This is a genomic window from Micromonospora sp. CA-244673 (assembly GCF_050948395.1).
GTDB lineage: Bacteria > Actinomycetota > Actinomycetes > Mycobacteriales > Micromonosporaceae > Micromonospora.
In genome coordinates, this window is record NZ_CP192019.1 from 6,693,575 (window position 1) to 6,716,595 (window position 23,021).

A 23,021-nucleotide genomic window follows, 5' to 3' on the forward strand; every position below is an offset into this window, starting at 1 on the left:
AACCGGAGGGTAACGCGGACCCTGTGTGCCGGTGGCCGCTAAGCGGCCGAGGACAGCCCCGCCGTCAGATGACGGGGCGACACAGGCAGGTGGCCACGCGGCACAGGTCGACCGCGCGCCGTTTGGTGAGGAGCGTCCCCATGGAGAGGGAGACTACCAGCCGGCCCGGTGGCTGCCACCGGGCCGACCAGCATCCGGGACACGGGCGGGGCGTCAGCGGGCCGAGTTGATGGGCACGTTCCGCGCGTCGGCGTCGACCACGAGGCCCTCCGGCGTCGGCTGCACCTTGCGCACGTTGAGCTGGAAGGGCAGCTCCGGCAGGGGCACGTCGACGGAGATGCCCTTGGCGTAGTTGGCCAGCAGCGTCTTGGCGAGCGGCAGGTTGGGCAGGCCCTCGGCGGTCACGTCGTTGAAGCGCAGGGCCACCTTGCCGCCTGCGACGGTCACGTCGGCGGTGCCGTTCACGGTGAGCTTGGCGCCGAGGATGTCCACCGGCGCGGTGACCGCGAGCTTGCCGTTCCGCTCGCCGAGGGTGAGCCCGGGGCGGTCGAGCAGCTTCGCCAGGCTGTCGTAGGTCACCGTGCCCCGGCCGTCGACGGTCTCGGCCACCACGTCGCCCTGGCCGGAGCGGAGGGTGTCCAGGGACGCCTTGACGTTGCGGGCGTCCACGTCCAGCCGCGGCACGCTGACGGCACCGCCCTGCACGTTGCCCTGCACGTCGGTCAGCACGATGGAGATGCGCTCGTACTTCCCGGCGAGCACCTGGGTGAGGAACGGGAAGCCACCGACCTCGACCTGGGGCGCGGCGGACTGCGCGTCCTGCTTGGCGACCTCTTTCTTCACCTGGTCGGCGATGGCGCGCTCGGCGACGCCGGCGGCCACCCGGTCGGCGACGACCAGGAGGCCGGCCAGGACCAGCAGCAGGACGACGAAACCGACCAGCACCTTCCGGCCCCGCCGCCGGGGACGGCCCTCGTTTGCCGGGTACGCCTCTGCCACGCCGCCTCCTGCCCTCGCCGCTGATCGCCGCAACCGTACTTACCCGGAGCGCCGATTCCCCAACCGCGCGCTCAGAGGAAGAGCACGCACATGGCGTACGCGGCCGGCGCGGCGAGCGCGAAGCCGCCGAGCGGGCCCTGCATGTGCCGGGCCACCCACATGGTCGGCGGTTCGCCGGCCATCAGCCGGCCCGCCTCGGCGTACCCCACGGCGAGGTCGGCCAGGACGGCGGTGCCCGCGGTGACGAGGCCGACCAGCGCGGCGCTGGTCGGGGTGAAGCCGACCAGGTAGATGCCGAGCACGGCGCTGGTCAGGGTGCCGAGCATGGCGCCGGCGACCACGCCGGAGGCGCCCCGGGGCACCTGCGGGGCGAGCCGCGGCCAGGGGGCCACCGCGTCGGTCAGCCGGGCCACCAGCAGGGCCACCCCGGCGGCGGTGAGGCAGACGGTGATCGCCTGGGTGCCCTTGGGGATCCGGCTGAGCACGATCAGCGTGGCGAACGCGACCACCCCCACGACGATCAGCAGGGTGCTGCCCAGCGAGTCGGTCACCCGGACCCGGTCCACCCGGCGGAAGAGCTGGCCGAGCACGGCGAGCACGAAGCCGGCGGCGGCCGCGTAGCCGAGGGGGGCCAGGCCGGCGATGTCCGACTGCACGGCGGCAGCGTCGGCGATCCCGGCCGTAGCGGCGCTGACCAGCGCGACGACCAGCAGCGCGGGCGGCCGCATGGCCATCGTCCAGGCCAGCACGAAGAGCAGCTGGACGCCGAAGATGATGAACGCGAAGGGCAGCCGGTGCCCGGGACCGGCGGTCTGCGCGCCGAGCACCAGGCCCACGCCGAGCAGCGCGGCGAAGCCCGCGACGGTCAGCGCGAGCGGGCGGCGCACCGGGACCGGAGGCACCTCCTCCTCGGGCGCCTCGTCGGCCTCGTCGTCGGGGCGCCGGCCCGGCCCGCCCTTGCGGAGCCGGCGGGGGCCCTTCCGCTCCCGCCCGCCCCCGTCGGCGTCGGCGGGGCCGGTGCGCGGGGCCGGCGGGTAGCCACGGGCGGGCCCGGAGGCGGCGTCGTCGGACCACGGTTCACGGCCGGTCTCGGGCGAGGTGGAGGGAAACACGCCCCGATCGTGCCAGACCCGGCCGGCCGGGCGGAGTCACGGTTTCGGCAACGTTAAAACCTGAGCCCCGATCAGGGGCAGACCAGACAAACAGGAAAGGGTACGGAGGTGACGGCCGGGCGATCGGTTACGCTCAAGCCGTTACCCGCCCGTCAGCGACGCCGGGACCCACGCAAGTTCTCAGCGCCTCCCTCGACGGAGTGCCGCTGGTCGCGCGCGGCCTTGAGCGCCGCCGGGACGGAGGTGATCGTGTGGAGCTCCTGCTGCTGGTGACCGCGCGCGCAGGTGAACCATCGGCGGTGCTGCCGGCGCTCGACCTGCTGCCGCACTCGGTCCGCACCGCGCCGCGCGACGTGCGCACGCTGGTCTCCGGCCCGACCCCGGACGCCGTCCTGGTGGACGCCCGCGCCGAGCTGAGCGAGGCCCGCGCGACCTGCCGGATGCTGCACGCCACCGGGCTGGGCGTTCCGCTGGTCGCGGTGGTCACCGAGGCCGGGCTGATCGCGCTCAACGCCGACTGGGGCGTGGACGACGTGATCCTCGCCGGCGCCGGTCCCGCCGAGGTGGAGGCCCGGCTGCGGCTCGCGGTCGGCCGGCTGAGCAACGCGACGGCGGGCGCCGGCGGTTCGATCCGGGCCGGCGAGCTGACCATCGACCCGGACACCTACGCGGCCAAGCTGAAGGGCCGCCCGCTCGACCTCACCTACAAGGAGTTCGAGCTGCTGAAGTTCCTCGCCCAGCACCCGGGTCGGGTGTTCACCCGGGACCAGTTGCTCCGCGAGGTCTGGGGCTACGACTACTTCGGCGGCACCCGCACGGTCGACGTGCACGTCCGGCGGCTGCGCGCCAAGCTCGGCTCGGAGTACGAGTCGATGATCGGCACGGTGCGCCAGGTGGGTTACAAGTTCGTCGTGCCGCCGTCGCGCTCGCTGCCGGAGTCGGAGCCCGCCCCGCTGCCCGTCTGATCCAACAAATTCTGCCTCGTCCCCCATTGGGGAGGCTTACCCGGTTTTGCCCTTTTTGCCCACTCAGTCAGACCTACTCTGACTGCCGGATCTGCCGGGCGAAGGGGGCGACGTGCGCGTGCTGACCGCGGGGGCGAAGAACGGCCGGGCCGGCTGATGTCGGCGTCGACGCTACGCGCGGCCGTGTTGGTGACGGTGGTGGTGGCCGCGCTGCTCGGCTCCGCGTTCGCGCTCGGGCGCAGCCTGATGCCCGAGCACCCGCACCGGGGCTCCGGGATGGCGGCCAGCGTCCACGCTCCGCACTACGGCGACCAGCCACCCAGCACCGAGTTCCCCGGCCCGCCGGCCGGCGACCACGGCGAGCCGAGCCCCTCCGCCAGCCCGAGCGCCTCGGGCCACGGCCCCCAGGCCGACGACAGCGAGGGCCCGTACGGCGCGCTGGTCAGCACCGGCTCCGCCCGGATCGCGCTGACCTTCGACGACGGTCCCGACCCACAGTGGACACCGCAGGTGCTCGCCCTGCTCAAGGAGTACGGCGTGCGGGCCACCTTCTGCGTGGTCGGCGAGAACGCGGAGGCCCACCCGGACCTGGTCCGGTCGATCGTGGCCGACGGGCACAGCATCTGCAACCACTCCTGGAACCACGACGTCACCCTGGGCAAACGCTCGGCCGAGGCGATCCGGGACGACCTGACGCGCACCAACGACGCGATCCTGGCGGCGGCGCCGGACGCGCGGATCGCGTACTTCCGGCAGCCGGGTGGCGCCTGGACCTATCCGGTGGTGTCGGTCTGCGAGGAGATGGGCATGACGCCACTGCACTGGGCGGTGGACCCGACGGACTGGCAGGTGCCCGGCGCCGACAAGATCGTCGAGACGGTGCTGACCGAGACCCGGCAGGGCTCGATCGTGCTCATGCACGACGCGGGCGGCGACCGCTCCGGCACGGTCGACGCGTTGCAGCGCCTGCTCCCCGAGCTGCTGCACCGCTTCCAGCTTGAGGCGCTGCCCACCGGCACCACGTGACCACCGCCACCGCCCGGTGCCCGCGTCCGGCATGATCGGCGGCCCGCCGGCCGCTACGGTGGCGGGATGAGCAGCACCACGCCGACCGCCGACCGTGTCGCCCGCGCCGACCGGCTGGCGCCGGTCGAGGTCGCCGAGGTGCTGGCGCTGGCCCGCACGGCCGGCGACGCCGACGGCGCGGACCCGCTCGACGAGCACGTGCTGCTCCGGCTGCGCGACCCCGAGGCGCCCGCCGTGCACCTCACGGCCCGGGCCGCCGACGAGACCCTGACCGGGTACGCCCACCTCGACACCACCGACCCGGCGGAGGGGATCGGGGTGGAGCTGGTGGTGCACCCGGCGTACCGGCGGCGCGGCACCGGCCGGGCCCTCGCCCGGGGCGTGCTGGCCGCCGCCTCCGGACCGCTGCGGGCCTGGGCGCACGGCGACCACCCGTCGGCCGCCGCGCTCGCGGTCGACCTGGGCTTCACCCGTGCCCGCGTGCTCTGGCAGCTGCGCCGGCCGCTGACCGCCGCGCTGTCGGAGCCCGCCCTGCCCGAGGGGGTGCGGTTGCGCGCGTTCCGCCCGGGCGAGGACGACGACGCCTGGCTGGCGGTCAACAACGCCGCGTTCGCCCAGCACCCCGAGCAGGGCCGGTGGACCCCGGACGACCTGCGGGTACGCCTCGCCGAGCCGTGGTTCGACCCGGCCGGATTCCTGCTCGCGGAGGACTCGGCCACCGGCCGGCTGCTCGGCTTCCACTGGACCAAGGTGCACGAGCGTCCGGGCTCGGCGCGGATCGGCGAGGTCTACGTGCTCGGGGTGGACCCGTCCGCGCACCGCGGCGGCCTCGGCCGGGCGCTCACCACGGCGGGCCTGTCCTACCTGCGCGACCAGCGCGGGCTCGACCGGGTGATGCTCTACGTGGACGACTCCAACGCCGCCGCGGTGGCCCTCTACGAGCGGCTCGGCTTCGCGCGCTGGTCGGCGCACGTCAACTACCACCTCGGCTGACCGCTCGACGCCACCTCCCCGCCCCGGGACGGCGGTCACGGCCGCGTCACGCGGTGGACTCGACCGGATAACGGGTGCCCGGAAAAATCGTACTATTAGCGATAGTGGCGCGCCCGTTCACGAAATGGACAACGCGCCCTCAGGCTACGGCCACCGGGCCGGCCGCGCCTGTTCATCTGTCGTTCACTTCCGACCGGCGAACCGTCTACCTGGCACTTCTACCTTTCCTTTCAGCCGGTCAGCGCCGGCACCCGGGAGACCGGGCGACCTGACAAAGACGTGAAGGGAAACCCCTCAGGTGAAGCTCCAGCGGCACGGCGCCATTGCCTGCCTCGCTCTTACCGCGGTGCTCGGTCTCAGCGCCTGCGGCTCGGACAACAACGAGCCGACCGGCACCTCCGCCTCCGGCTCCGCCGCCGCGGTCGACTGCGGCAAGGGCACGCTGAACGCGCAGGGCTCCTCCGCGCAGAAGAACGCCATGTCCGAGTGGATCAAGGCGTACCAGCAGAAGTGCGCCGGCACGACGATCAACTACGAGCCCACCGGCTCGGGCGCCGGCATCCAGGCGTTCATCGCCGGCACCGCCGACTTCGCCGGCTCCGACTCCGCGCTCAAGCCGGAGGAGCAGCCCCAGGCGGACGCCAAGTGCAGCGGTGGCCAGGCCCTCAACCTGCCGATGGTGATCGGCCCGGTCGCCGTCGTCTACAACGTCACCGGCGCGGACGACCTCCAGTTCACCCCGGCCACCCTGGCGAAGATCTTCGCCGGCAAGGTGACCAAGTGGGACGACCCGGCCATCAAGGCCGACAACCCGGACGCCAAGCTGCCGTCCACCGCGATCCAGGCGGTGCACCGCTCCGACGAGTCGGGCACCACCGACAACTTCACCAAGTACCTGTCGAAGACCGCCGAGACCGACTGGACCTTCGGCAACGCCAAGGCCTGGAAGGCCCCGGGCGGCGTCGGCGCGGCCAAGTCCGACGGTGTGGCCAGCAAGGTCAAGAGCACCGACGGCACCATCAGCTACGTCGAGTGGTCCTACGCCGAGAACGGCGGCCTGAAGAAGGCGAAGGTCAAGAACGGCGCGGGTGAGTTCGCCGAGCTGACCGCCGAGTCGGCCGGCAAGACCATCGCCGGGGCCAAGATCGAGGGCCAGGGCAACGACCTCAAGATGTCGATCGACTACAACACCAAGGAGGCCGGGGCGTACCCGATCGTCCTGGCGACCTACGAGATCGTCTGCAGCAAGGGCCTCGCGGCCGACAAGCTGCCGCTGGTCAAGGGCCTGCTGAGCCACGCCGCCAGCGCCGAGGGCCAGCAGGACCTGGTCGAGCTGGGCTACGCCCCGCTGCCCGAGACCGTCCGCGCCAAGGTCGAGACCGCGGTCAAGAGCCTCTCCTGACGCACTGACCACACACCTCCTCTACCGAAGCGAGCGAGCAGATGGGTGACACCCCTCACCGCTCGGCGCACGCCGGCACCGGCGGGACCCGCGTGGCCACGAGCCACGAGTGGCCCGCCGGTGCCTCGGCGCCTGTGGCCGAGCCCTCCGGCATCCCTGGCATCCCCGACAACGGCCTGGGTGGCGGCGGCGGGCTGCCCCGGGCCCGGGCCTTCGGCGCGGAACGCGCGTTCCGCGGCCTGACCCTGGCCGCCGGCACCACCGTCCTGGTGGTCATCGCGGCCATCGCGATCTTCCTGATCGCCAAGGCCGTGCCTGCGCTGCGGGACAACACCGAGTCCTTCTGGACCTTCGAGGGCTGGTTCCCGAACGACGACCCGCCGAAGTTCGGCATCGGGGCGCTCGCCTTCGGCACCGTGCTCACCGCGCTGCTCGCCCTGCTCATGGCGGTGCCGGTGGCGCTGGGCATCGCCCTCTACCTGTCGCACTACGCCCCGCGCCGGCTGGGCAACGCCCTCGGCTTCCTGATCGACCTGCTGGCCGCCGTGCCCAGCGTGGTCTTCGGGCTCTGGGGCCGCGACTACTTCGCCCAGCCGGTCGCCGACCTGTCGGCCTGGCTGCACCGGTACTTCGGCTGGATCCCGATCTTCGGCGACGGCCCGTACGGGAACTCGATCCTGCTCGGCTCGGTGGTGCTGGCGATCATGGTGCTGCCCATCGTCACCTCGCTGTCCCGCGAGGTGTTCCGGCAGACCCCGACCGCCAACGAGGAGGCCGCCCTCGCCCTCGGCGCCACCCGCTGGGAGATGGTCCGCACCGCCGTCCTGCCCTACGGCCGGCCCGGCGTGATCGCCGCGGTGATGCTGGGCCTGGGCCGGGCGCTCGGCGAGACCATCGCCCTGGCGCTGACCCTCGGCTCCACGTACGCCATCTCGTTCAACGTCCTGCAGAGCGGCGGGAACTCGATCGCCGCGAACATCGCGAACCGGTTCGCCGAGGCGAACGACACCGGCCGGGGCGCCCTGATCGCCTCCGGCCTGGTGCTCTTCGCGATCACGCTGATCGTCAACATCACCGCGCGCGCGATCATCTACCGCCGCCGCGAGTTCACGGAGTCGGCCGCATGACCACCACCGTCACCTCTCACCGCCCCCAGCCGCCGACCCAGCCGCTCACGCTGCGGGCCCGGCGACTTCCCGCGTACGCCGCGCCCGTCATCGCCGTCGTGGCGCTGCTGGTCTCGGCCGGCGTCGTCTACGGCGCCGGCATCGGCGGCCCGGTCCTGGTCGTGGTCGTCGGCGCGCTGCTCTACCTGGCCGGCCTCTACGCCGCCGCGAACGCGGTGGAGGGCCGCCGGGCGGCCCGCAACCGGACCTGGAGCGCGCTCATCCACTCCGCCTTCGTGCTGGCGGTGCTGCCGCTGGCCTCGGTGGTCTGGACCCTGGTCAGCAAGGGCTCCGAGCGGCTGGACGGCAACTTCTTCGGCACCTCGATGAACAACATCGGGGCCCGGGACGCCAACGGCGGCGCGTACCACGCCATCATCGGGACCCTGGAGCAGGTCGGCATCGCCACGCTGATCACCGTCCCGCTCGGCGTGCTCTGCGCGATCTACGTGGTCGAGTACGGCCGGGGCCGGTTCGCCTTCACGATCCGCTTCTTCGTGGACGTGATGACCGGCATCCCGTCGATCGTCACGGGCCTGTTCGTGCTGGCCTTCTGGGTGCTGATCGTGTCGCCGTGGTTCAACGACGGCCGGCCGGGCTTCTCCGGCTTCGCCGCCGCGCTGGCCCTGAGCGTGCTCATGCTGCCGACCGTGGTCCGGTCCACCGAGGAGATGCTCCGCCTCGTGCCGGCCCCCCTGCGCGAGGGCGCCTACGCCCTCGGCGTACCGAAGTGGAAGACCATCCTGCGGGTCGTGCTGCCGACCGCGCTGCCCGGCATCGTCACCGGCATCATGCTCGCCATCGCGCGGGCGGCCGGCGAGACCGCGCCTGTGCTGCTCGTGGCCGGCGGCGGCGCCGCGATCAACTTCAACCCGTTCGAGAACAACCAGTCGTCGCTGGCCCTCTTCGTCTACCAGCAGGCCGGCGAGGCCTCGAAGTACTCGCCGGCACGGGCGTGGACCGCGGCGCTGACCCTGGTCGCCCTCGTCCTCGTCCTGACCGTCGCGGCGAAGTTGCTGGCCCGTCGCAACCGGCTCGGCCGATGAACCCCGGAGGTACCACCACCATGGCCAAGCGCATCGAAGCCACCGACGTCACCGCCTACTACGGCGGGTTCAAGGCGATCGAGAACATCAACCTGACCGTCGAGCCGAAGACCGTGACCGCCCTCATCGGGCCGTCCGGCTGCGGCAAGTCCACCTTCCTGCGATCGGTCAACCGGATGCACGAGGTGCTCCCGGGCGCCCGGGTCGAGGGCAGCCTGACCATCGACAACCAGGACATCTACGACCGGGACGTCGACGTCACCGCCGTCCGCCGGATGATCGGCATGGTCTTCCAGCGGCCGAACCCGTTCCCCACCATGAGCATCTTCGAGAACGTGGTGGCCGGCCTGCGGCTCAACGGCGTGCGGCGCAAGCCGATCCTGGAGGAGGCCGCCGAGAAGGCGCTCCGCTCGGCGAACCTGTGGGACGAGGTGAAGGACCGGCTCGGTAAGCCGGGCGCGGGCCTCTCCGGCGGTCAGCAGCAGCGGCTCTGCATCGCCCGCACCATCGCGGTCGAGCCGCAGGTGGTGCTCATGGACGAGCCCTGCTCGGCGCTGGACCCGATCTCCACGCTGGCCATCGAGGACCTGATGTTCCAGCTCAAGGACAAGTTCACGATCATCATCGTCACGCACAACATGCAGCAGGCCGCCCGGGTGTCGGACCGGACCGCCTTCTTCTCCATCGAGAAGACCGGCGACCCGGGCCGGCTCATCGAGTACGACAACACCCAGAAGATCTTCAGCAACCCGAGCCAGAAGAAGACCGAGGACTACATCACCGGCCGCTTCGGCTGAGCCGCTGACAAGCCGGTCCGCGAGGGCCCCGGTCGATCCCGACCGGGGCCCTCGGCGTGTCCGCGTACCGGCTCCGCTCAGCGCAGCGCGGCGAAGAACTCCCGCAGGTCCGCCACCAGCAGGTCGGGCGCCTGGTGGGCGGCGAAGTGCCCGCCCCGGTCGTACGTGTGCCAGGAGACGATGTTCTTGTGGTCGCGCTCGGCGAGGGTGCGGATCGACTGGAAGTCCCAGGCGAAGTTGGCCAGGCCGAGCGGCACCGTGGTCGGCTCCGGCACCTCCGTGCCCCGCCCGTTGACCTTCTGCGTCGGGTGCACCGCCTCGGCGTCCTCGTAGTAGTAGCGGGCCGCCGAGGCGGCCGTGTTGGTCAGCCAGTAGATGGTCGTGTTGGTGAGCACGTGGTCGACGTCGATCTGATCCCCCATGAGCTGGCCCAGCCAGCCGAGCAGGCCCACCGGCGAGTCGGCCAGCGCGTGCGCGACGTTCTGCGGCTCGGTCGAGTGCAGCTTGTCGTAGCCGCCCCGCCGCTGCACGAACCAGTCGGCGAACGCCACCTTGCCCCGCTCCTCCTCGCTGAGCGCGGCCAGCTCGGCGGGATCACCGGACGGCAGGGAGAAGACCTGCGTGACGTGCACCCCCAGCACGTGCTCCGGGTCGGCCCGGCCCACCTCGGGCGACACGAACGCACCCAGGTCGTTGCCGGCCGCGCCGTACCGCTCGTAGCCGAGGCGGCGCATCAGCTCGGCCCAGGCGCGGGCCACCCGGTGGCGGTTCCAGCCGCGCTCCCGGGTCGGCCCGGAGAAGCCGTACCCGGGCACCGACGGGATGACCAGGTGGAAGGCGTCGGCCGGGTCGCCGCCGTGCGCCCGCGGGTCGGTCAGCGGACCGATCACGTCCAGCCACTCGGCGACGGTGCCGGGCCAGCCGTGGGTGAGGATCAGCGGGGTGGCGTCCGGCTCGGGCGAGCGGACGTGCAGGAAGTGGACCCGCTGCCCGTCGATCTCGGTGGTGAACTGCGGGTACGCGTTGAGCCGCGCCTCCCACTCCCGCCAGTCGTAGGTGGTTCGCCAGCGCTCGGCCAGCCGCCGCACCCAGCTCAGCGGGACGCCGTACTCCCAGCCGGGCGGGATCGGGCCGGCGGGGGCGGCCGGGTCCGGGTCGGCGGGCAGCTCCTCGGCCCAGCGGGTCCGGGCCAGCCGGTCGGCGAGGTCGTCCAGGTCGGCCTGTGGGACGTCGATACGGAACGGGACGATCGCGGTGTTGTCTGCCATGACCATGAGCCTAGGAAGGGATTAGGAACGTTCCGTTCCTAATACGCTGGCAGAATCCGGGAAATGTTGGAGACCTCGGCGCGGCTGCTGCGCCTGCTGTCGCTGTTGCAGACCCCGCGCGACTGGACCGGCGCCGAGCTGGCCGAGCGCCTCGCGGTGAGCACCCGGACCGTGCGCAACGACGTGGAGCGGCTGCGCGAGCTGGGCTACCCGGTGCACGGGACGCGGGGCGCGGTCGGCGGCTACCGGCTGGGCGCCGGAGCGGCCCTGCCCCCGCTGCTCCTCGACGACGAGGAGGCGGTGGCCGTGGCGGTCGGGCTGCGCACCGCCGCGGGCGGCAGCGTCGCCGGCATCGAGGAGACCTCGCTGCGGGCGCTGGCCAAGTTGGAGCAGGTGCTCCCCCACCGGCTGCGCCGCCGGGTCACGGCCCTGCACACGCACACCGTCCGGGTGCCGCACGACCAGCCCGGCCCGACCGTGGACGCCGAAACGCTCAGCGTGCTCAGCGCCGCCTGCCGCGACCGGGAGCGGCTGCGGTTCGACTACGTCCGCCACGACGGGACCGCGGACCGGCGGGACGTCGAGCCGTACCGCCTGGTCAACTGGGGCCGGCGCTGGTATCTCGTGGCCTTCGACCCGGCGCGGGACGACTGGCGCACCTTCCGGGTGGACCGGATCACGCCGCGTACCCCGACCGGCCCCCGGTTCGCGGCGCGCGAGCTGCCCGGGGACGTCGTGGACCGGGTCCGGCACGGGGTCTCCTCCGCCGCCTGGCGGCACCGGGCGCGCGTCCGGGTGCACGCCCCCGCCGAGGTGGTGGCCGACCGGATCAACGCCGCCGTCGGCACGGTCGAGCCGGCCGGCGACGGGACCTGCCTCCTGCACACCGGCGCCGACCGGCTGGAGACGATCGCGGTCTGGCTCGGCCTGCTCGACCTCGACTTCACCGTCGAGGACCCGCCCGAACTGGCCGACCTCCTGCGCGCCCTGGCGGCCCGCTACCTCCGCGCCACCGGCTGACCGGTCCGGGTCACGACGGAGGTCGTCGTCCCCGCCGCGGCCAGCGGGGCCTCAGGACAAGCGGAAGCGGGGCGCCTCGGCGTCGGAGAGGTCGAGGTGCGGCGTGACCGGGGTGCCGGGGTCGCGCTTCGCCGAAGCGCCGGCCACGCCGGCCAGGTCGCCGGCCGCGGCCACCTCGCCGAGGGTGACCATCGTGGGCGGGAGCATGGTGAGCTCGCCGGCCTCCGCCCGGGCCAGGGCGTCCGCCGGTCGCAGCCACAGCGTGTGGTCGGCCTCGCCGGAGACGTCCCGGGTCCGCTGCCCCTCTGGCAGCAGGGCGACGAAGAAGTACGTGTCGAAGCGACGCGGCTCGAACTCCGGGGTGATCCACCGGCTCCACGGCAGCAGCAGGTCGGACCGGAGGGTGAGGCCCTTACCGGCCAGCAGGTCGGCGAAGCCGGTCCGCCGGGCCACCAGGTCCTGCCGGGCCGCCTCCCAGTCGTCCCCGCTCACGTCGCCCACCACGGTCCCGCCGTCCGGGCCGGCCAGCAGCACGCCCGCCTCCTCGAAGACCTCCCGGGCGGCGGCGCAGACCACCGCCTGCGCGGCGGCCGGGTCGAGGCGGAGCCGCTCGCCCCACCCGGCGGGCGCCGGGCCGGCCCAGTCCAGGTGGGCCTGCGAGTCGGAGCGGTCCACGCCGCCGCCGGGGAAGGCGTACATCCCGCCGAAGGTCATGGCGGCCACCCGGCGGATCAGGTACACCTCGAACTCCGCGTCGGCCGGGCGGAGCAGCAGCACGGTGGCGGCTACCCGCGGCACGGCCGGCACACCGCCCTCGGCGCGGAACCGGCGCGCGTGCTCCACCAGGGCGGGGGGTGCGGCGAAGCCGTCGATCGTCATGCCCCGAGCCTAGTTCCCGACCAGTCGATCATCAGCCCGGCAGGACGGCCACGACGAGGCCGACCGGCCACCGCCACCCCCTCACCGCAACCCGATCTTGGACAGTTTCCGTTCGTGACGAACGGCAACTGTCCAAGATCTCGCCGGCTCTGGCGCTGCTCGGTGAGCGGGCTCGCGGGGCTGCGCTCATCGACGGCGCGTGGCAGGGTCGGGGCCCATGATCGATGAGTTCGCGAAGGACTACCTGCACCACGACCTGCGGGATATCCGCGAGACGATGCTGTGGAAGCTCGACGGGCTGCCCGAGTACGACGTCCGCCGCCCCCTGACCGCCACGGGAACCAACCTTCTCGGCCTGGTCAAGCACCTGTCGATCACGGAGGCCAGGTACTTCGGCGACGTCTTCGACCGGCCGTTCCCCGAGCCCCTGCCCCGGTGGGACGCCGCCGACGACGGCACCGACATGTGGGCGAGCGAGCACGAGACACGCGAGGAGATCATCGACCGCTACCGGCGGGTGTGGGAGCACTCGGACGCGACGATCGCCGCCCTCGCCATCGACTCGCCCGGCCATGTGCCCTGGTGGCCGCGCCCGAACGTGAAGCTGTTCAACATCCTGGTGCACGTGCTCGCCGAGACGAGCCGGCACGCCGGACACGCCGACATCCTGCGCGAACAGCTCGACGGCTCCACCGGGGCGGCAGCCGAGTACGCGCACCTGGAACCCGACGAGGCGACCCGGGCGGCACGGTGTGCGGCGATCGAGCGGGCCGCCAGAGCAGCCGCCGCCGGCGCACCGCACTGAGCTTCCCGACGGGTGGATCTTCTTCCCGGCGGCGCGACGGCGCGGGATAGCGTGCCGGCATGACGCGTTGGGGAATCCTGGCCACCGGAAACATCGCCGCCCGCTTCGCCGAGGACCTGCGACTGGCGCCGGGGGCCGAGCTGGTGGCGGTGGGCTCGCGTACCCGGGAGAGCGCCGAGCTGTTCGCCCGGCGCCACGACATCCCCCGGGCGTACGCCTCCTGGGCGGAACTGGCCGCGGACCCGGACCTGGACGTCGTCTACGTCGCCACCCCGCACGCCGCCCACCACGAGGCGGCCCTCACCTGCCTGGCCGGCGACAAGGCCGTGCTGGTGGAGAAGCCCTGCACGCTCGACCTGGCCACCACCACCGAGCTGGTCGAGACGGCCCGCGCCCGGGGTCTCTTCCTCATGGAGGCCATGTGGATGCGCACCAACCCGCTGATCCTGCGGGTGCTGGAGCTGATCAGGGACGGCGCGATCGGTGCGGTGACCCACGTCCGGGCGGACTTCGGCGCGGCCGGCCCGTTCCCGCCGGAGCACCGGATGCGGGCTCGCACGCTGGGCGGCGGCGCCCTGCTCGACCTCGGCGTCTACCCGCTGAGCCTGGCCCACCTGGTGCTCGGCGTGCCGCAGCAGGTGCACGCCTGGGCGAAGCTGAGCCCGGAGGACGTGGACGAGAACACGGGCATCGTCCTGGGCTGGGACTCGGGGGCGGTGGCGACGCTGAGCTGCGGGATGGTCGGGGCCACCGCGATCACCGCCGCGATCACCGGCACGACCGGGCGGATCGACCTGCCGGAGCCGTTCTACCGGCCCGGCGCCGCGGTGCTGCACCGGCTCGGCGCCGAGCCGGAGACCATCCCGGCCGACCTGACCGGCGGCGGCTATCAGCACGAGGCCGTCGAGGTGCAGCGCTGCCTGGCGGCCGGGCTCATCGAGAGCCCGCTGGTGCCGCACGCCGCCACCCTGGAGGTGATGGGCCTGCTGGACGACATCAAGGCCCGGATCGGCGTCTCCTACGCGTGAGGGGTCCCCCGCCACGGCGGGGAACCCCTCGACGCCGGTCGCTCAGAACAGCGGGCGGACCAGCAGGTACGCCAGGCAGGCGATGGCCGCGGCGGCCGGGAACGTGATGATCCAGGCGATGACGATGTTGCCGGCCACGTTCCAGCGGACCGCGGAGAGCCGCTTGGTCGCGCCGACACCCATGATCGCCGAGGTGATCGTGTGGGTGGTGGAGATGGGGGCCTTGAGCACCAGGGCGTTGAAGTAGAGCACGGCGCTGGCCACGGTCTCGGCCGCGAAGCCCTCCGGCGGGCCCAGGTCGATGATCTTCCGGCCCAGGGTCCGGATGATCCGCCAGCCGCCCGCGTAGGTGCCGGCCGCCAGCATGGCCGCCGAGGTCCAGAACACCCACTGCGGGATGTGCGTCTTGGATTCCTGGAAACCGCCGGTGTAGAGGGCCAGCACGATGATGCCCATGGTCTTCGCGGCGTCCTGCATGCCGTGGCCGACCGACATGGCGGCGGCCGAGAGGGTCTGCGCCCAGCGGAAGCCCCGGTTGAGCTTGCCGGGCTGCCCCTTCCGGAACAGCCACAGGATCGCCAGCATCAGCAGGAAGCCGAGCACCAGGCCGACCACCGGCGAGAGCACCATCGGGATGATGACCTTCTCGAGGATGTTGCCCCACTGCACGACGCCGTCGGAGGCGAAGAGGGTGGCGCCGACCAGGCCGCCGAAGAGGGCGTGCGAGGAGGACGACGGCAGGCCGAAGTACCAGGTGATCAGGTTCCAGGCGATCGCGCCGAGCACGCCGGCGAAGACCACCCCGAGGCTGGCCACCCCGGGCGGCAGGGTCACCAGGCCGTCGCCGACCGTCTTGGCCACCCCGGCGCCGAAGTGCGCGCCGACGAAGTTGCCCACGGCGGCCAGCGCGAGGGCGACCCGGGGGGTCAGCGCCCGGGTGGACACGCTGGTGGCGATCGCGTTCGCCGCGTCATGGAAGCCGTTCGTGTAGTCGAACGCCATGGCGACCACGATCACCGCCAGCACGGCGATGAGTTCGGGGGTCACGGGATCAGGACTCCTTGACCGCGATGGTCTCGACGGTGTTGGCCACGTGCTCGAAGGCGTCGCAGGCGGCCTCCAGCTCGTCGGCCACCTCCTTCATCTTCAGCACCGTGAGCGCGTCGTACTCACCGCTGAAGAGGCGGACCAGCAGCATCCGGTACGCCTGGTCACCGTCGTTCTCGAGCCGGTTGCACTCGATCCAGTAGTCCTCGAGATCCTTCATCGACTTCAGCCGGGGCATCGCCTCGGCGGTCAGCTTGGCCTGCTGGTCGAGGACGTTCACCAGCTCGTGCATCTCGCGGGGCAGCGAGGGCAGCTTGGTGAGGCCGTAGAGGTAGAGCAGGTTGCCCACCGCCTCCAGGTGGTCCATCACGTCGTCGAGCAGCGAGCCCAGACGGTAGATGTCCTCCCGGTCGAACGGGGTGATGAAGGTAGAGTTGATCTTCTTGTAGAGCGCGTGGGTGATCTGGTCGCTGTCGTGCTCGACCTCGGTGAGCCGCTCGCTCACCGACTGGATCTCAACATCCGGCAGGCCCAGCTCGTTGAGCAGCTCGGTCCCCTTCACCAGGTTCTGCGCGGCCCTGGTGAAGAGCTCGTAGAAGGCGCCCTCGGTGGGACGGAAGGAAAACTTCACAGCACGGACCTCGTCGTGTCGGTGGAAGGGTGGCCGTCGCCCCGGAAGGCGTCTGCTCTGCGCATGCTAGGTACCCCGTGGAACCGGGCAACGCCCGGCCCACCCCTGGTCAGGCCCGATTCACCGCTCGTTCACCTGCTGTTCACCTTGCCCCGTCCCGCCCTCGCTCCGCAGCCGGTCCCGCTCCCGGGCGAGGTCGAAATCGGCAGGCGGATACCCCAGATCCAACCCGTCGAACGTCTCCCTGAGCAGGTGCGCCACCGCCCAGTCGCGGTACCACTTCCGGTCCGCCGGGACCACGAACCAGGGCGCGGCGTCCGGGCCGCACCGCTCGATCGCCTCGGCGTACGCGGCCTGGTATTCGTCCCAGCGTGCCCGGGTGTCCAGGTCGCTCGGGTTGTACTTCCAGTATTTCGTCGGGTCGGTGAGCCGCTCCATCAGCCGCTCACCCTGCTCGGCGTGCGAGATGTGCAGCATGACCTTCACCACGGTGACCGCGTTGCCGGCCAGCTCGCGCTCGAAGTCGTTGATCAGGTCGTAGCGGCCCCGCCAGGTGGCCTCGTCGACCAGGCCCTCGACCCGGGCGATGAGCACGTCCTCGTAGTGCGAGCGGTTGAAGACGCCCACGTAGCCGGGAGGCGGCAGGGCCCGGCGGATCCGCCAGAGGAAGTCGTGCCGCCGCTCCTCCTCCGTGGGCGGGCCGAACGAGCGGATGTGCAGCCCGAGCGGGTTCATGGCCCCGGCCACCCGCTTGACCGTGCCGTCCTTGCCACCGCAGTCCATGGCCTGGAGCACCAGCAGCACCCGGCGCGGGCGGTCACCGGACAGGTGGGCGCCGGCCTGGGTGGGCGCGCTGGTCGCGCTGTCCGGGCCGGCCGCGACCTTCGCGGACGCGTACAGCATCTCCTGCTGCCGGCCGAGCTCCGCGCCGAGCAGCTCGACCTGCCCGCGCGCCCACTCCTTGCGCGCCTTGCCGCGCCCGGCCGCCGCGGGCAGTCCCGGCGTCGACCGGGGGTCGATCGCCGCCAGGTCCACCGCGCCCGGGCCGGCCCGGAGCAGCTCCCGCATCGACCCGCCCTCGGGTCGCACCACCTCGTCGACACCGCTCATCCCACGATCCTCACCCACCCCGCCCGCCCCCGCCTCCCGAGCGATGTCACACCCGGGGGCGGCGGCGCATCCAGGGGTACGGGGAGAATGGGAACTCCGGGCGGGAGGAGCGCGACGTGCACGAGCGGGCGGCGGAGTTCGAGGCGGAACGTGGGCACCTCCTGGCGGTGGCGCAGCGGATGCTGGGCAGCCGGAGCGAGGCCGAGGACGCGGTCCAGGAGACCTGGCTGCGCTACGCGGGCGCGCTCGCCGACCCCGCCGCCCGCGAACAGGTCCGTGACCTGCGCGGCTGGCTCACCACCACGTGCTCGCGGATCTGCCTCGACGTGCTCCGGTCCGCCCGGGTGCGCCGTGAGGCGTACCCCGGTCAGTGGCTGCCGGAGCCGGTGGTGAGCGCGGCGCCGACCGCGGACGGGTTCGCCCCCGACCCGGCCGAGCGGGCGGTCCGGGCCGACCAGCTCGGCACCGCCCTCCTGGTGGTGCTGGAGCGGCTGACCCCCGAGCAGCGGGTGGCGTTCGTGCTGCACGACGTCTTCGCCGTGCCGTTCGCGACGGTCGCCGAGGTGCTCGGCACGAGCCCCGCGGCGGCCCGGCAGCTCGCCTCCCGGGGCCGCCGCGCGGTCACCGCGCCGGACGTCCCCCGGCACACGGCCGACCTGGCCGAGCAGCACAAGGTGCTCGCCGCGTTCGTGGCGGCGGTCGAGTCCGGGGAGCTGGACCGGCTGGTCGAGGTGCTCGCACCGGACGTGGTGGTGGTCGGCGACAGCGGCGGCCACTTCCCGGCCGCCCGCCGGCCGGTGGTCGGCGCCGAGCTGGCCGGCCGGTTCATCCTCGGCCTCTTCGGCCAGGCCGCCCGCTGGGGCGGCCCCCTGCACGCCCGGCCGGTGCTGGTCGACGGCACGCTGGGCTGGCAGGCGGAGACGGTGTTCCGGGACGGGCGGCCGCTGCGGATGGTCACCTCGTTCGCCGTGCACGAGGGGCGGGTCACCGGCGTGTTCAACCAGCTCAACCCGGAGAAGGTGACACACCTGAGCGGCATCGAGGGCGAGGACTGGCCGCCGCGCTTGTGAAGGCCCGGCTCAGACCACCAGGGCCAGCCACTTCCGGTAGGAGGTGGCGAAGGGCTCGGTGCCGTCGTCGAGCGCGCCGAGCAGCCAACGGGCCGCGGCCTCGGCCTCGGCCACCACGTCGTCGGGGTAGCCCCAGCGGGCCCGGTGCTCGGCGAACTCGTCCTCGTCGCGCAGCTCGACCAGGCCGGTCTCCCGCCGGCGCACCACGTCCAGGTCGAGGTCGACCAGGTGGACCGTCTCCTCGCCCTCCCAGCGGGCCGGGGTGGCGATGTCGCAGTAGACCTCGCTGGTGCGCGGGGGCGGGTTGAACATGCCGGTCCACCAGCCCTGCCGGGGCACCAGCAGGACGAAGGGGATCCGCTCGACGGAGGGCCGGCCGTGGTAGACCGATTCGGTGCCGGCCGGGACGCCGAGCCAGACACCGAGATCGTCCTCGGCGAGGCGGCGGGCCGGGTAGTCGCGGTGTGCGCTGCCGTCGTACTTGCGGTAGATCACGCGGACCACGTCGCTCGGCATGACTGGCACCCTAACCGATTCCGGCCACGCGACGCGATCGGCAGGTAACCGGTCGCGACCTGCCGCCCACGCCACGCGGCGGAGCGACCCACCCCCTGTCGGCCGAGGCGGGTACGGTCGCACGGTGACCGCGCCCCGCACCGCCACCGGCCCCGTTCCCAAGAAGCGCCGGGGCGGCCGGCCCGGCGGCGGCGAGCTGCTGGCCGCCGCGGTCGGCGCGGTCCCCGGCGGCGCGGCCCGCCCCGGCCAGCAGCAGATGGCCGAGGCGATCGAGCGGAGCATCGCCTCGGGCGAGCACCTGCTGGTGCAGGCCGGCACCGGCACCGGCAAGTCGCTCGCCTACCTGGCCCCGGCGCTCACCGTGGACGGCCCCGTGGTGGTCTCCACCGCCACCCTGGCGCTGCAGTCCCAGCTGGTCGACCACGACCTGCCCCGGCTGGCCGACGCCGTCGAGCCGGTGCTCAAACGCCGCCCGACCTTCGCCGTGCTCAAGGGGCGGCACCACTACCTCTGCCTGGCCCGGCTGGACAGCTCGGTCGAGGAGGAACCGGAGGACACCCTCTTCGACACGCCGCGCCCCACCGGCGGCACGAAGTGGCTCGGCGAGGCGGGCCGGCTCGGCAAGCAGATGCAGCGACTGCGCGACTGGGCGGAGGAGACCGCCACCGGCGACCGCGACGAGCTGGACCCGGGCGTGGACGACCAGGTGTGGCGGAGCATCTCGATGCCGGCCCGGGAGTGCGTGGGCGCCACCCGCTGCCCGTTCGGCCAGGAGTGCTTCGCCGAGGCGTCCCGGGCGCGCGCCCGCGAGGCCGACATCGTGGTGACCAACCACAGCCTGCTCGCCGTCGACATGCTCGCCGGCCGGCACATCGTGCCGCCGCACAAGCTCCTCGTGGTCGACGAGGCGCACGAGCTGGCCGACCGGGTCTCGTCGGCGGCGCAGGCCGAGCTGGAGCCCCAGCTCATCGACCGGTCCGCCCGTCGGGCCCGGCCGCTGCTCCGCCCCGAGGTGGCCGAACGCCTCACCGAGGCCGGCGACGCGCTCGCCGTGGGGCTGGCCGAGGCGCCGGCCGGGCGGCTCACCGCCGGCCTGCCGCCCGCGCTGCGCGAGGCGTGCACCCTGCTCGACGGCGCCACCCGGGCCGCGCTGGAGGCGATCGGCGACATCAAGGCCGACGACCCGGACCCGGTGCGCAAGCAGCAGGCCAAGTCCGTGCTGGACGAGCTCTCCACCACCGCCCAGCGGCTGCTGGAGGAGGCCGACCACGACGTGGCCTGGGTGGAGAAGCCGGAGAACGGCAGCCGCCGGGCGCTCGTGGTGGCGCCGCTCTCGGTCGCCGGCACCCTCGCCACCCACCTCTACGACGAACGCACCGTGGTCGCCACCTCGGCCACCCTGGCGCTGGGCGGCCGGTTCGACACGGTGGCCCGGGCGCTGGGGCTGGACGCGCCGCCGCCCGCCCCGCCGTCCCCGGCCGCCGCCGCGCTGGCCACCGCGTCCGCCGCCGGCCGCGCCGGCACCACGCCGCCGGTGGCGAGCACCGACGGCAGCCGGGCGGCGACCGGCACCGTCCCGGCCACCGAGGGGCCCGGCTGGACGTCGCTCGACGTCGGCTCGCCCTTCGACTACGCCCGGCAGGGCATCCTGTACGTCGCCGCGCACCTGCCCCGGCCCAGCGTCTCGGGGCTGCCCGAGGCGGCGGGCGAGGAGCTGCTGGCGCTGGTCGGAGCGCTCGGTGGGCGTACCCTCGGGCTCTTCTCCTCCCGCCGGGCCGCGCAGCAGGCGGCGGAGCTGCTCCGCGCGCGCACCGACCTGCCGGTGCTGCTCCAGGGCGAGGAGGCGTTGCCGCTGCTGGTCCGCCGGTTCCGGGAGGAGCGGGAGAGCTGCCTGTTCGGGGTGATGTCGCTCTGGCAGGGGGTGGACGTGCCGGGCGACTCCTGCCAGCTCGTCGTGATCGACCGGCTGCCCTTCCCCCGGCCCGACGAGCCACTCGCGGCGGCCCGGGCGGCGGCCGTCGACGCCGGCGGCGGCTCCGGTTTCGCGGCGGTGAGCGTGCCGATCGCGGCCGTCCGGCTGGCCCAGGGGGTCGGCCGGTTGATCCGGGCCACCGGCGACCGGGGCGTGGTGGCGGTGCTCGACTCCCGGTTGGAGACCGCCCGGGGCTACGGCCCGTTCCTGCGCCGCTCGCTGCCCCCGTTCTGGTACACCACCCGCCCCGACGTGGCCCGGGGCGCGCTGGAGCGGCTCGGAAAGAGCTGACGCCCGCGCCTCCCCCGGGCGGGGGCGACGCGGGCGTCCAGGGCTAGCTCGGGTCAGGGCGCCTGGGAGGCGACCACCACGGCGTCGGGCGGGGTGTCCGGCACGGTCCGCGCGGCGAGCCGGCGGACCGCGGTGTTGAGCACGGCGATCAGCGGCACCGCGACCAGCGCGCCCGCGATGCCGGCCAGCACCACCCCCGCGGCGATCCCGATGATCACGGCGAGCGGGTGGATGGCCACCGCCCGGCCCATGATCAGCGGCTGGAGCACGTGCCCCTCGACCTGCTGCACGCCGATCACCACGCCCAGGATGATCAGCGCGGTCACCGGGCCGCTGTCGACCAGCGCCACCAGAACGGCCACCACGCCGGACAGGAAGGCGCCGACGATCGGGATGAACGCGCCCAGGAAGACCAGCGCGGCCAGCGGGAACGCGAACGGGATGTCGAAGATGACCAGGAAGATGCCGATGCCCACGGCGTCGATGAAGGCGACCAGCACGGTGGCCCGGACGTAGGCGCCGAGCGTCGCCCAGGAGGCCCGGCCGGCGTCGTCCACCTTCCAGCGGGCGTTCACCGGCAGCAGCCGGACCAGGAACCGCCAGATGTTGCTGCCGTCCCGGAGGAAGAAGAAGGTCGCGAAGAGCACCAGCACCGTGCCGGTGAGCACCTCGGCCAGGGTGGCCGCCGTGTTGAGCGCCCCGCTGGTGAACTTCTCGGTGTTGCCGTTGATCCAGCTCTGCGCCTCGTCGATGTAGCGGTTGAGCTGGCCGTCGGAGAGGTGCAGCGGCCCGGTCTTGAGCCAGTCCTGGATCTGCCGGACGCCCTGCGACGACTTCTCGCTCAGCTCCGGCACGCCCTGGATGAACTCGTTCACCACCAGGGTCAGCGTGCCGATCACCGCGGCCAGGCCGCCGACCAGCACCACGCCGGTGGCCAGCGAGCGCGGCAGGCGGGCCCTGAGCAGCCAGCCGACCGCCGGGGCGAGCAGCGCGGAGAGCAGCAGCGCGACCGCCAGCGGGATGATCACGATGCGGATCGTGCCGACGATCTTGAGCAGTGACCAGGTGACGATGCCGATGACGATGAGCCGCCAGCACCAGGCCGCGGCGAGCCGCAGCGCGTGCGGCACCTCCCCGTCGTCCTGGCTGTTCGTCGAGGCGAACACGGGGGCGGAGGGCTCCGCGGCCACCACGGTCGCCGTCGGGGGCGCCACCGGGCCGGGCGAGGCGGGCGAGGCCACGCGCTCGTCCGGGTCGGTCCGCCGGGCCCGCGCCGACTCGCGGCCGGACTCGTACGCGCGGCGGAGCCGTCCACGCATCCGCTCGAAGCGGCTCAAGCGCACCTCCCGCAACTGGTCCACCCCGGGGCACAGGGTGGACAGGATACGTCCGTCCGCCCCACCCTAGGGCGACTCCGCCACACATTGCCCCCTGTCGCCCGGCCCAACCACACCGGGATCGACCCTCGGGCACGCGGTAGCGTCTTCGCGTGACCGCCGACCAGAATCTCGACGCCGGCCTGCCGATCCGCCTGCTGCACGACCGCGTGCTGGTGCGTACCGAGAACGGCGAGGGGGAACGCCGTTCCACCGCCGGCATCGTGATCCCGGCCACCGCGGCGGTCGGCAAGCGGCTGGCCTGGGCCACCGCCGTGGGCGTCGGGCCGCACGTCCGCTCCATCGTCTCCGGGGACCGGGTGCTCTTCGACCCCGACGACCGCTCGGAGGTCGAACTGCACGGCCGCGCGTACGTCCTGCTCCGCGAGCGGGACGTGCACGCCGTGGCGGCCGAGCGGGTGGAGCGGGAGCCGACCGGCTCGACCGGCCTCTACCTGTAGGCGCGGCCCCGCCGTTTGCGCCGCCGCCCGGCGGGAAGCCC

23 protein-coding genes are annotated in these 23,021 nt (G+C 73.3%); 13 read left to right on the forward strand and 10 right to left on the reverse strand.

What is annotated here, in order from left to right; genetic code table 11:
* Nucleotides 1-64 precede the first annotated feature (64 nt).
* The 3 genes from ACQP12_RS30815 to ACQP12_RS30825 all read right to left on the reverse strand — a co-directional run bounded on the left by ACQP12_RS30815 (nucleotide 65) and on the right by ACQP12_RS30825 (nucleotide 2,111).
* Nucleotides 65-142, reverse strand: coding sequence for an Ms5788A family Cys-rich leader peptide (locus ACQP12_RS30815; protein WP_311202345.1), 78 nt, complete (start codon nucleotides 140-142; stop codon nucleotides 65-67).
* A 71-nt stretch (nucleotides 143-213) separates the two neighbouring features.
* Complete coding sequence (locus ACQP12_RS30820; protein WP_433283555.1) at nucleotides 214-999, reverse strand: LmeA family phospholipid-binding protein; 786 nt, start codon at nucleotides 997-999, stop codon at nucleotides 214-216.
* Between the two features lie 71 nt (nucleotides 1,000-1,070).
* Complete coding sequence (locus ACQP12_RS30825; RefSeq protein WP_433283556.1) at nucleotides 1,071-2,111, reverse strand: hypothetical protein; 1,041 nt, start codon at nucleotides 2,109-2,111, stop codon at nucleotides 1,071-1,073.
* 251 nt (nucleotides 2,112-2,362) lie between these two features.
* Between ACQP12_RS30825 and ACQP12_RS30830 the strand changes: the two genes are divergently transcribed.
* From ACQP12_RS30830 to pstB, 7 genes are all read left to right on the forward strand, one after another.
* Entirely contained in the window at nucleotides 2,363-3,076 is a 714-nt protein-coding gene (locus ACQP12_RS30830; RefSeq protein WP_091267462.1) for a winged helix-turn-helix transcriptional regulator, read from the forward strand.
* Nucleotides 3,077-3,232: 156 nt separating this feature from the next.
* Entirely contained in the window at nucleotides 3,233-4,102 is an 870-nt protein-coding gene (locus ACQP12_RS30835) for a polysaccharide deacetylase family protein (protein WP_433283557.1), read from the forward strand.
* Between the two features lie 66 nt (nucleotides 4,103-4,168).
* The gene (gene mshD / locus ACQP12_RS30840; protein WP_433283558.1) at nucleotides 4,169-5,095 is read left to right on the forward strand and encodes a mycothiol synthase; all 927 of its coding nucleotides are present in this window, start codon (nucleotides 4,169-4,171) and stop codon (nucleotides 5,093-5,095) included.
* Nucleotides 5,096-5,393: 298 nt separating this feature from the next.
* Nucleotides 5,394-6,497, forward strand: coding sequence for a phosphate ABC transporter substrate-binding protein PstS (gene pstS / locus ACQP12_RS30845; RefSeq protein ID WP_433283559.1), 1,104 nt, complete (start codon nucleotides 5,394-5,396; stop codon nucleotides 6,495-6,497).
* A gap of 41 nt (nucleotides 6,498-6,538) precedes the next feature.
* Complete coding sequence (gene pstC, locus ACQP12_RS30850; RefSeq protein ID WP_433283560.1) at nucleotides 6,539-7,624, forward strand: phosphate ABC transporter permease subunit PstC; 1,086 nt, start codon at nucleotides 6,539-6,541, stop codon at nucleotides 7,622-7,624.
* Nucleotides 7,621-8,709, forward strand: a complete 1,089-nt coding sequence (gene pstA / locus ACQP12_RS30855; protein ID WP_433283561.1) for a phosphate ABC transporter permease PstA — start codon at nucleotides 7,621-7,623, stop codon at nucleotides 8,707-8,709. Before pstC ends, pstA begins: the two co-directional genes overlap by 4 nt.
* A 20-nt stretch (nucleotides 8,710-8,729) precedes the next feature.
* Complete coding sequence (gene pstB, locus ACQP12_RS30860; RefSeq protein ID WP_433283562.1) at nucleotides 8,730-9,506, forward strand: phosphate ABC transporter ATP-binding protein PstB; 777 nt, start codon at nucleotides 8,730-8,732, stop codon at nucleotides 9,504-9,506.
* 77 nt (nucleotides 9,507-9,583) lie between these two features.
* Here pstB and ACQP12_RS30865 read toward each other — a convergent pair whose 3' ends face one another.
* A complete protein-coding gene (locus tag ACQP12_RS30865; protein ID WP_433283563.1) occupies nucleotides 9,584-10,774 on the reverse strand; it encodes an epoxide hydrolase family protein in 1,191 nt (396 codons plus the stop codon).
* Nucleotides 10,775-10,837: 63 nt separating this feature from the next.
* Here ACQP12_RS30865 and ACQP12_RS30870 point away from each other — a divergent pair, with 63 nt between their 5' ends.
* Nucleotides 10,838-11,794 carry a helix-turn-helix transcriptional regulator gene (locus ACQP12_RS30870; RefSeq protein WP_433283564.1) on the forward strand — a complete coding sequence of 319 codons (957 nt, stop codon included), beginning with the start codon at nucleotides 10,838-10,840 and terminating at the stop codon, nucleotides 11,792-11,794.
* A gap of 51 nt (nucleotides 11,795-11,845) precedes the next feature.
* Here the strand turns inward: ACQP12_RS30870 and ACQP12_RS30875 are convergent, their stop codons facing one another.
* Nucleotides 11,846-12,673, reverse strand: coding sequence for an NUDIX hydrolase (locus ACQP12_RS30875; protein WP_433283565.1), 828 nt, complete (start codon nucleotides 12,671-12,673; stop codon nucleotides 11,846-11,848).
* Between the two features lie 217 nt (nucleotides 12,674-12,890).
* Between ACQP12_RS30875 and ACQP12_RS30880 the strand changes: the two genes are divergently transcribed.
* Both ACQP12_RS30880 and ACQP12_RS30885 read left to right on the forward strand, forming a co-directional pair.
* On the forward strand, nucleotides 12,891-13,478 hold the full coding sequence (locus ACQP12_RS30880; RefSeq protein WP_433283566.1) for a DinB family protein: 588 nt from the start codon (nucleotides 12,891-12,893) through the stop codon (nucleotides 13,476-13,478).
* Nucleotides 13,479-13,537: 59 nt separating this feature from the next.
* Nucleotides 13,538-14,506 (forward strand): Gfo/Idh/MocA family protein, encoded by a 969-nt coding sequence (locus ACQP12_RS30885; RefSeq protein ID WP_433283567.1) that lies wholly within the window; start codon nucleotides 13,538-13,540, stop codon nucleotides 14,504-14,506.
* Nucleotides 14,507-14,548: 42 nt separating this feature from the next.
* Here ACQP12_RS30885 and ACQP12_RS30890 read toward each other — a convergent pair whose 3' ends face one another.
* The 3 genes from ACQP12_RS30890 to ACQP12_RS30900 all read right to left on the reverse strand — a co-directional run bounded on the left by ACQP12_RS30890 (nucleotide 14,549) and on the right by ACQP12_RS30900 (nucleotide 17,294).
* Nucleotides 14,549-15,553, reverse strand: a complete 1,005-nt coding sequence (locus tag ACQP12_RS30890) for an inorganic phosphate transporter (RefSeq protein WP_357941481.1) — start codon at nucleotides 15,551-15,553, stop codon at nucleotides 14,549-14,551.
* Between the two features lie 4 nt (nucleotides 15,554-15,557).
* Nucleotides 15,558-16,184 carry a DUF47 domain-containing protein gene (locus ACQP12_RS30895; RefSeq protein ID WP_387108511.1) on the reverse strand — a complete coding sequence of 209 codons (627 nt, stop codon included), beginning with the start codon at nucleotides 16,182-16,184 and terminating at the stop codon, nucleotides 15,558-15,560.
* Nucleotides 16,185-16,304: 120 nt separating this feature from the next.
* Nucleotides 16,305-17,294 carry a PPK2 family polyphosphate kinase gene (locus ACQP12_RS30900; RefSeq protein ID WP_433283568.1) on the reverse strand — a complete coding sequence of 330 codons (990 nt, stop codon included), beginning with the start codon at nucleotides 17,292-17,294 and terminating at the stop codon, nucleotides 16,305-16,307.
* Nucleotides 17,295-17,410: 116 nt separating this feature from the next.
* On the opposite strand from ACQP12_RS30900, the gene sigJ reads away from it, so the two are divergent.
* Complete coding sequence (gene sigJ / locus ACQP12_RS30905) at nucleotides 17,411-18,364, forward strand: RNA polymerase sigma factor SigJ (protein WP_433283569.1); 954 nt, start codon at nucleotides 17,411-17,413, stop codon at nucleotides 18,362-18,364.
* Nucleotides 18,365-18,373: 9 nt separating this feature from the next.
* Here sigJ and ACQP12_RS30910 read toward each other — a convergent pair whose 3' ends face one another.
* Nucleotides 18,374-18,880 carry a DUF402 domain-containing protein gene (locus ACQP12_RS30910; RefSeq protein ID WP_151463380.1) on the reverse strand — a complete coding sequence of 169 codons (507 nt, stop codon included), beginning with the start codon at nucleotides 18,878-18,880 and terminating at the stop codon, nucleotides 18,374-18,376.
* A 124-nt stretch (nucleotides 18,881-19,004) separates the two neighbouring features.
* Here ACQP12_RS30910 and ACQP12_RS30915 point away from each other — a divergent pair, with 124 nt between their 5' ends.
* Nucleotides 19,005-21,143, forward strand: coding sequence for an ATP-dependent DNA helicase (locus ACQP12_RS30915; RefSeq protein WP_433283570.1), 2,139 nt, complete (start codon nucleotides 19,005-19,007; stop codon nucleotides 21,141-21,143).
* 53 nt (nucleotides 21,144-21,196) lie between these two features.
* Here ACQP12_RS30915 and ACQP12_RS30920 read toward each other — a convergent pair whose 3' ends face one another.
* Complete coding sequence (locus tag ACQP12_RS30920) at nucleotides 21,197-22,462, reverse strand: AI-2E family transporter (protein WP_433289525.1); 1,266 nt, start codon at nucleotides 22,460-22,462, stop codon at nucleotides 21,197-21,199.
* Nucleotides 22,463-22,632: 170 nt separating this feature from the next.
* Between ACQP12_RS30920 and ACQP12_RS30925 the strand changes: the two genes are divergently transcribed.
* Nucleotides 22,633-22,980 carry a GroES family chaperonin gene (locus ACQP12_RS30925; protein ID WP_357941490.1) on the forward strand — a complete coding sequence of 116 codons (348 nt, stop codon included), beginning with the start codon at nucleotides 22,633-22,635 and terminating at the stop codon, nucleotides 22,978-22,980.
* Nucleotides 22,981-23,021: the final 41 nt, after the last annotated feature.

What these genes read in the sequence shown, in the direction of transcription:
- pstA (WP_433283561.1), top strand. Translation starts at nt 7,621, where the DNA reads ATGACCACCACCGTCACCTCTCACCGCCCCCAGCCGCCGACCCAGCCG.
- ACQP12_RS30865 (WP_433283563.1), bottom strand. Translation starts at nt 10,774, where the DNA reads ATGGCAGACAACACCGCGATCGTCCCGTTCCGTATCGACGTCCCACAG.
- ACQP12_RS30880 (WP_433283566.1), top strand. Translation starts at nt 12,891, where the DNA reads ATGATCGATGAGTTCGCGAAGGACTACCTGCACCACGACCTGCGGGAT.
- pstC (WP_433283560.1), top strand. Translation starts at nt 6,539, where the DNA reads ATGGGTGACACCCCTCACCGCTCGGCGCACGCCGGCACCGGCGGGACC.
- ACQP12_RS30875 (WP_433283565.1), bottom strand. Translation starts at nt 12,673, where the DNA reads ATGACGATCGACGGCTTCGCCGCACCCCCCGCCCTGGTGGAGCACGCG.
- ACQP12_RS30835 (WP_433283557.1), top strand. Translation starts at nt 3,233, where the DNA reads ATGTCGGCGTCGACGCTACGCGCGGCCGTGTTGGTGACGGTGGTGGTG.
- pstB (WP_433283562.1), top strand. Translation starts at nt 8,730, where the DNA reads ATGGCCAAGCGCATCGAAGCCACCGACGTCACCGCCTACTACGGCGGG.
- ACQP12_RS30900 (WP_433283568.1), bottom strand. Translation starts at nt 17,294, where the DNA reads ATGAGCGGTGTCGACGAGGTGGTGCGACCCGAGGGCGGGTCGATGCGG.
- ACQP12_RS30885 (WP_433283567.1), top strand. Translation starts at nt 13,538, where the DNA reads ATGACGCGTTGGGGAATCCTGGCCACCGGAAACATCGCCGCCCGCTTC.
- ACQP12_RS30920 (WP_433289525.1), bottom strand. Translation starts at nt 22,462, where the DNA reads ATGCGTGGACGGCTCCGCCGCGCGTACGAGTCCGGCCGCGAGTCGGCG.
- ACQP12_RS30815 (WP_311202345.1), bottom strand. Translation starts at nt 142, where the DNA reads ATGGGGACGCTCCTCACCAAACGGCGCGCGGTCGACCTGTGCCGCGTG.
- ACQP12_RS30870 (WP_433283564.1), top strand. Translation starts at nt 10,838, where the DNA reads ATGTTGGAGACCTCGGCGCGGCTGCTGCGCCTGCTGTCGCTGTTGCAG.
- mshD (WP_433283558.1), top strand. Translation starts at nt 4,169, where the DNA reads ATGAGCAGCACCACGCCGACCGCCGACCGTGTCGCCCGCGCCGACCGG.
- ACQP12_RS30910 (WP_151463380.1), bottom strand. Translation starts at nt 18,880, where the DNA reads ATGCCGAGCGACGTGGTCCGCGTGATCTACCGCAAGTACGACGGCAGC.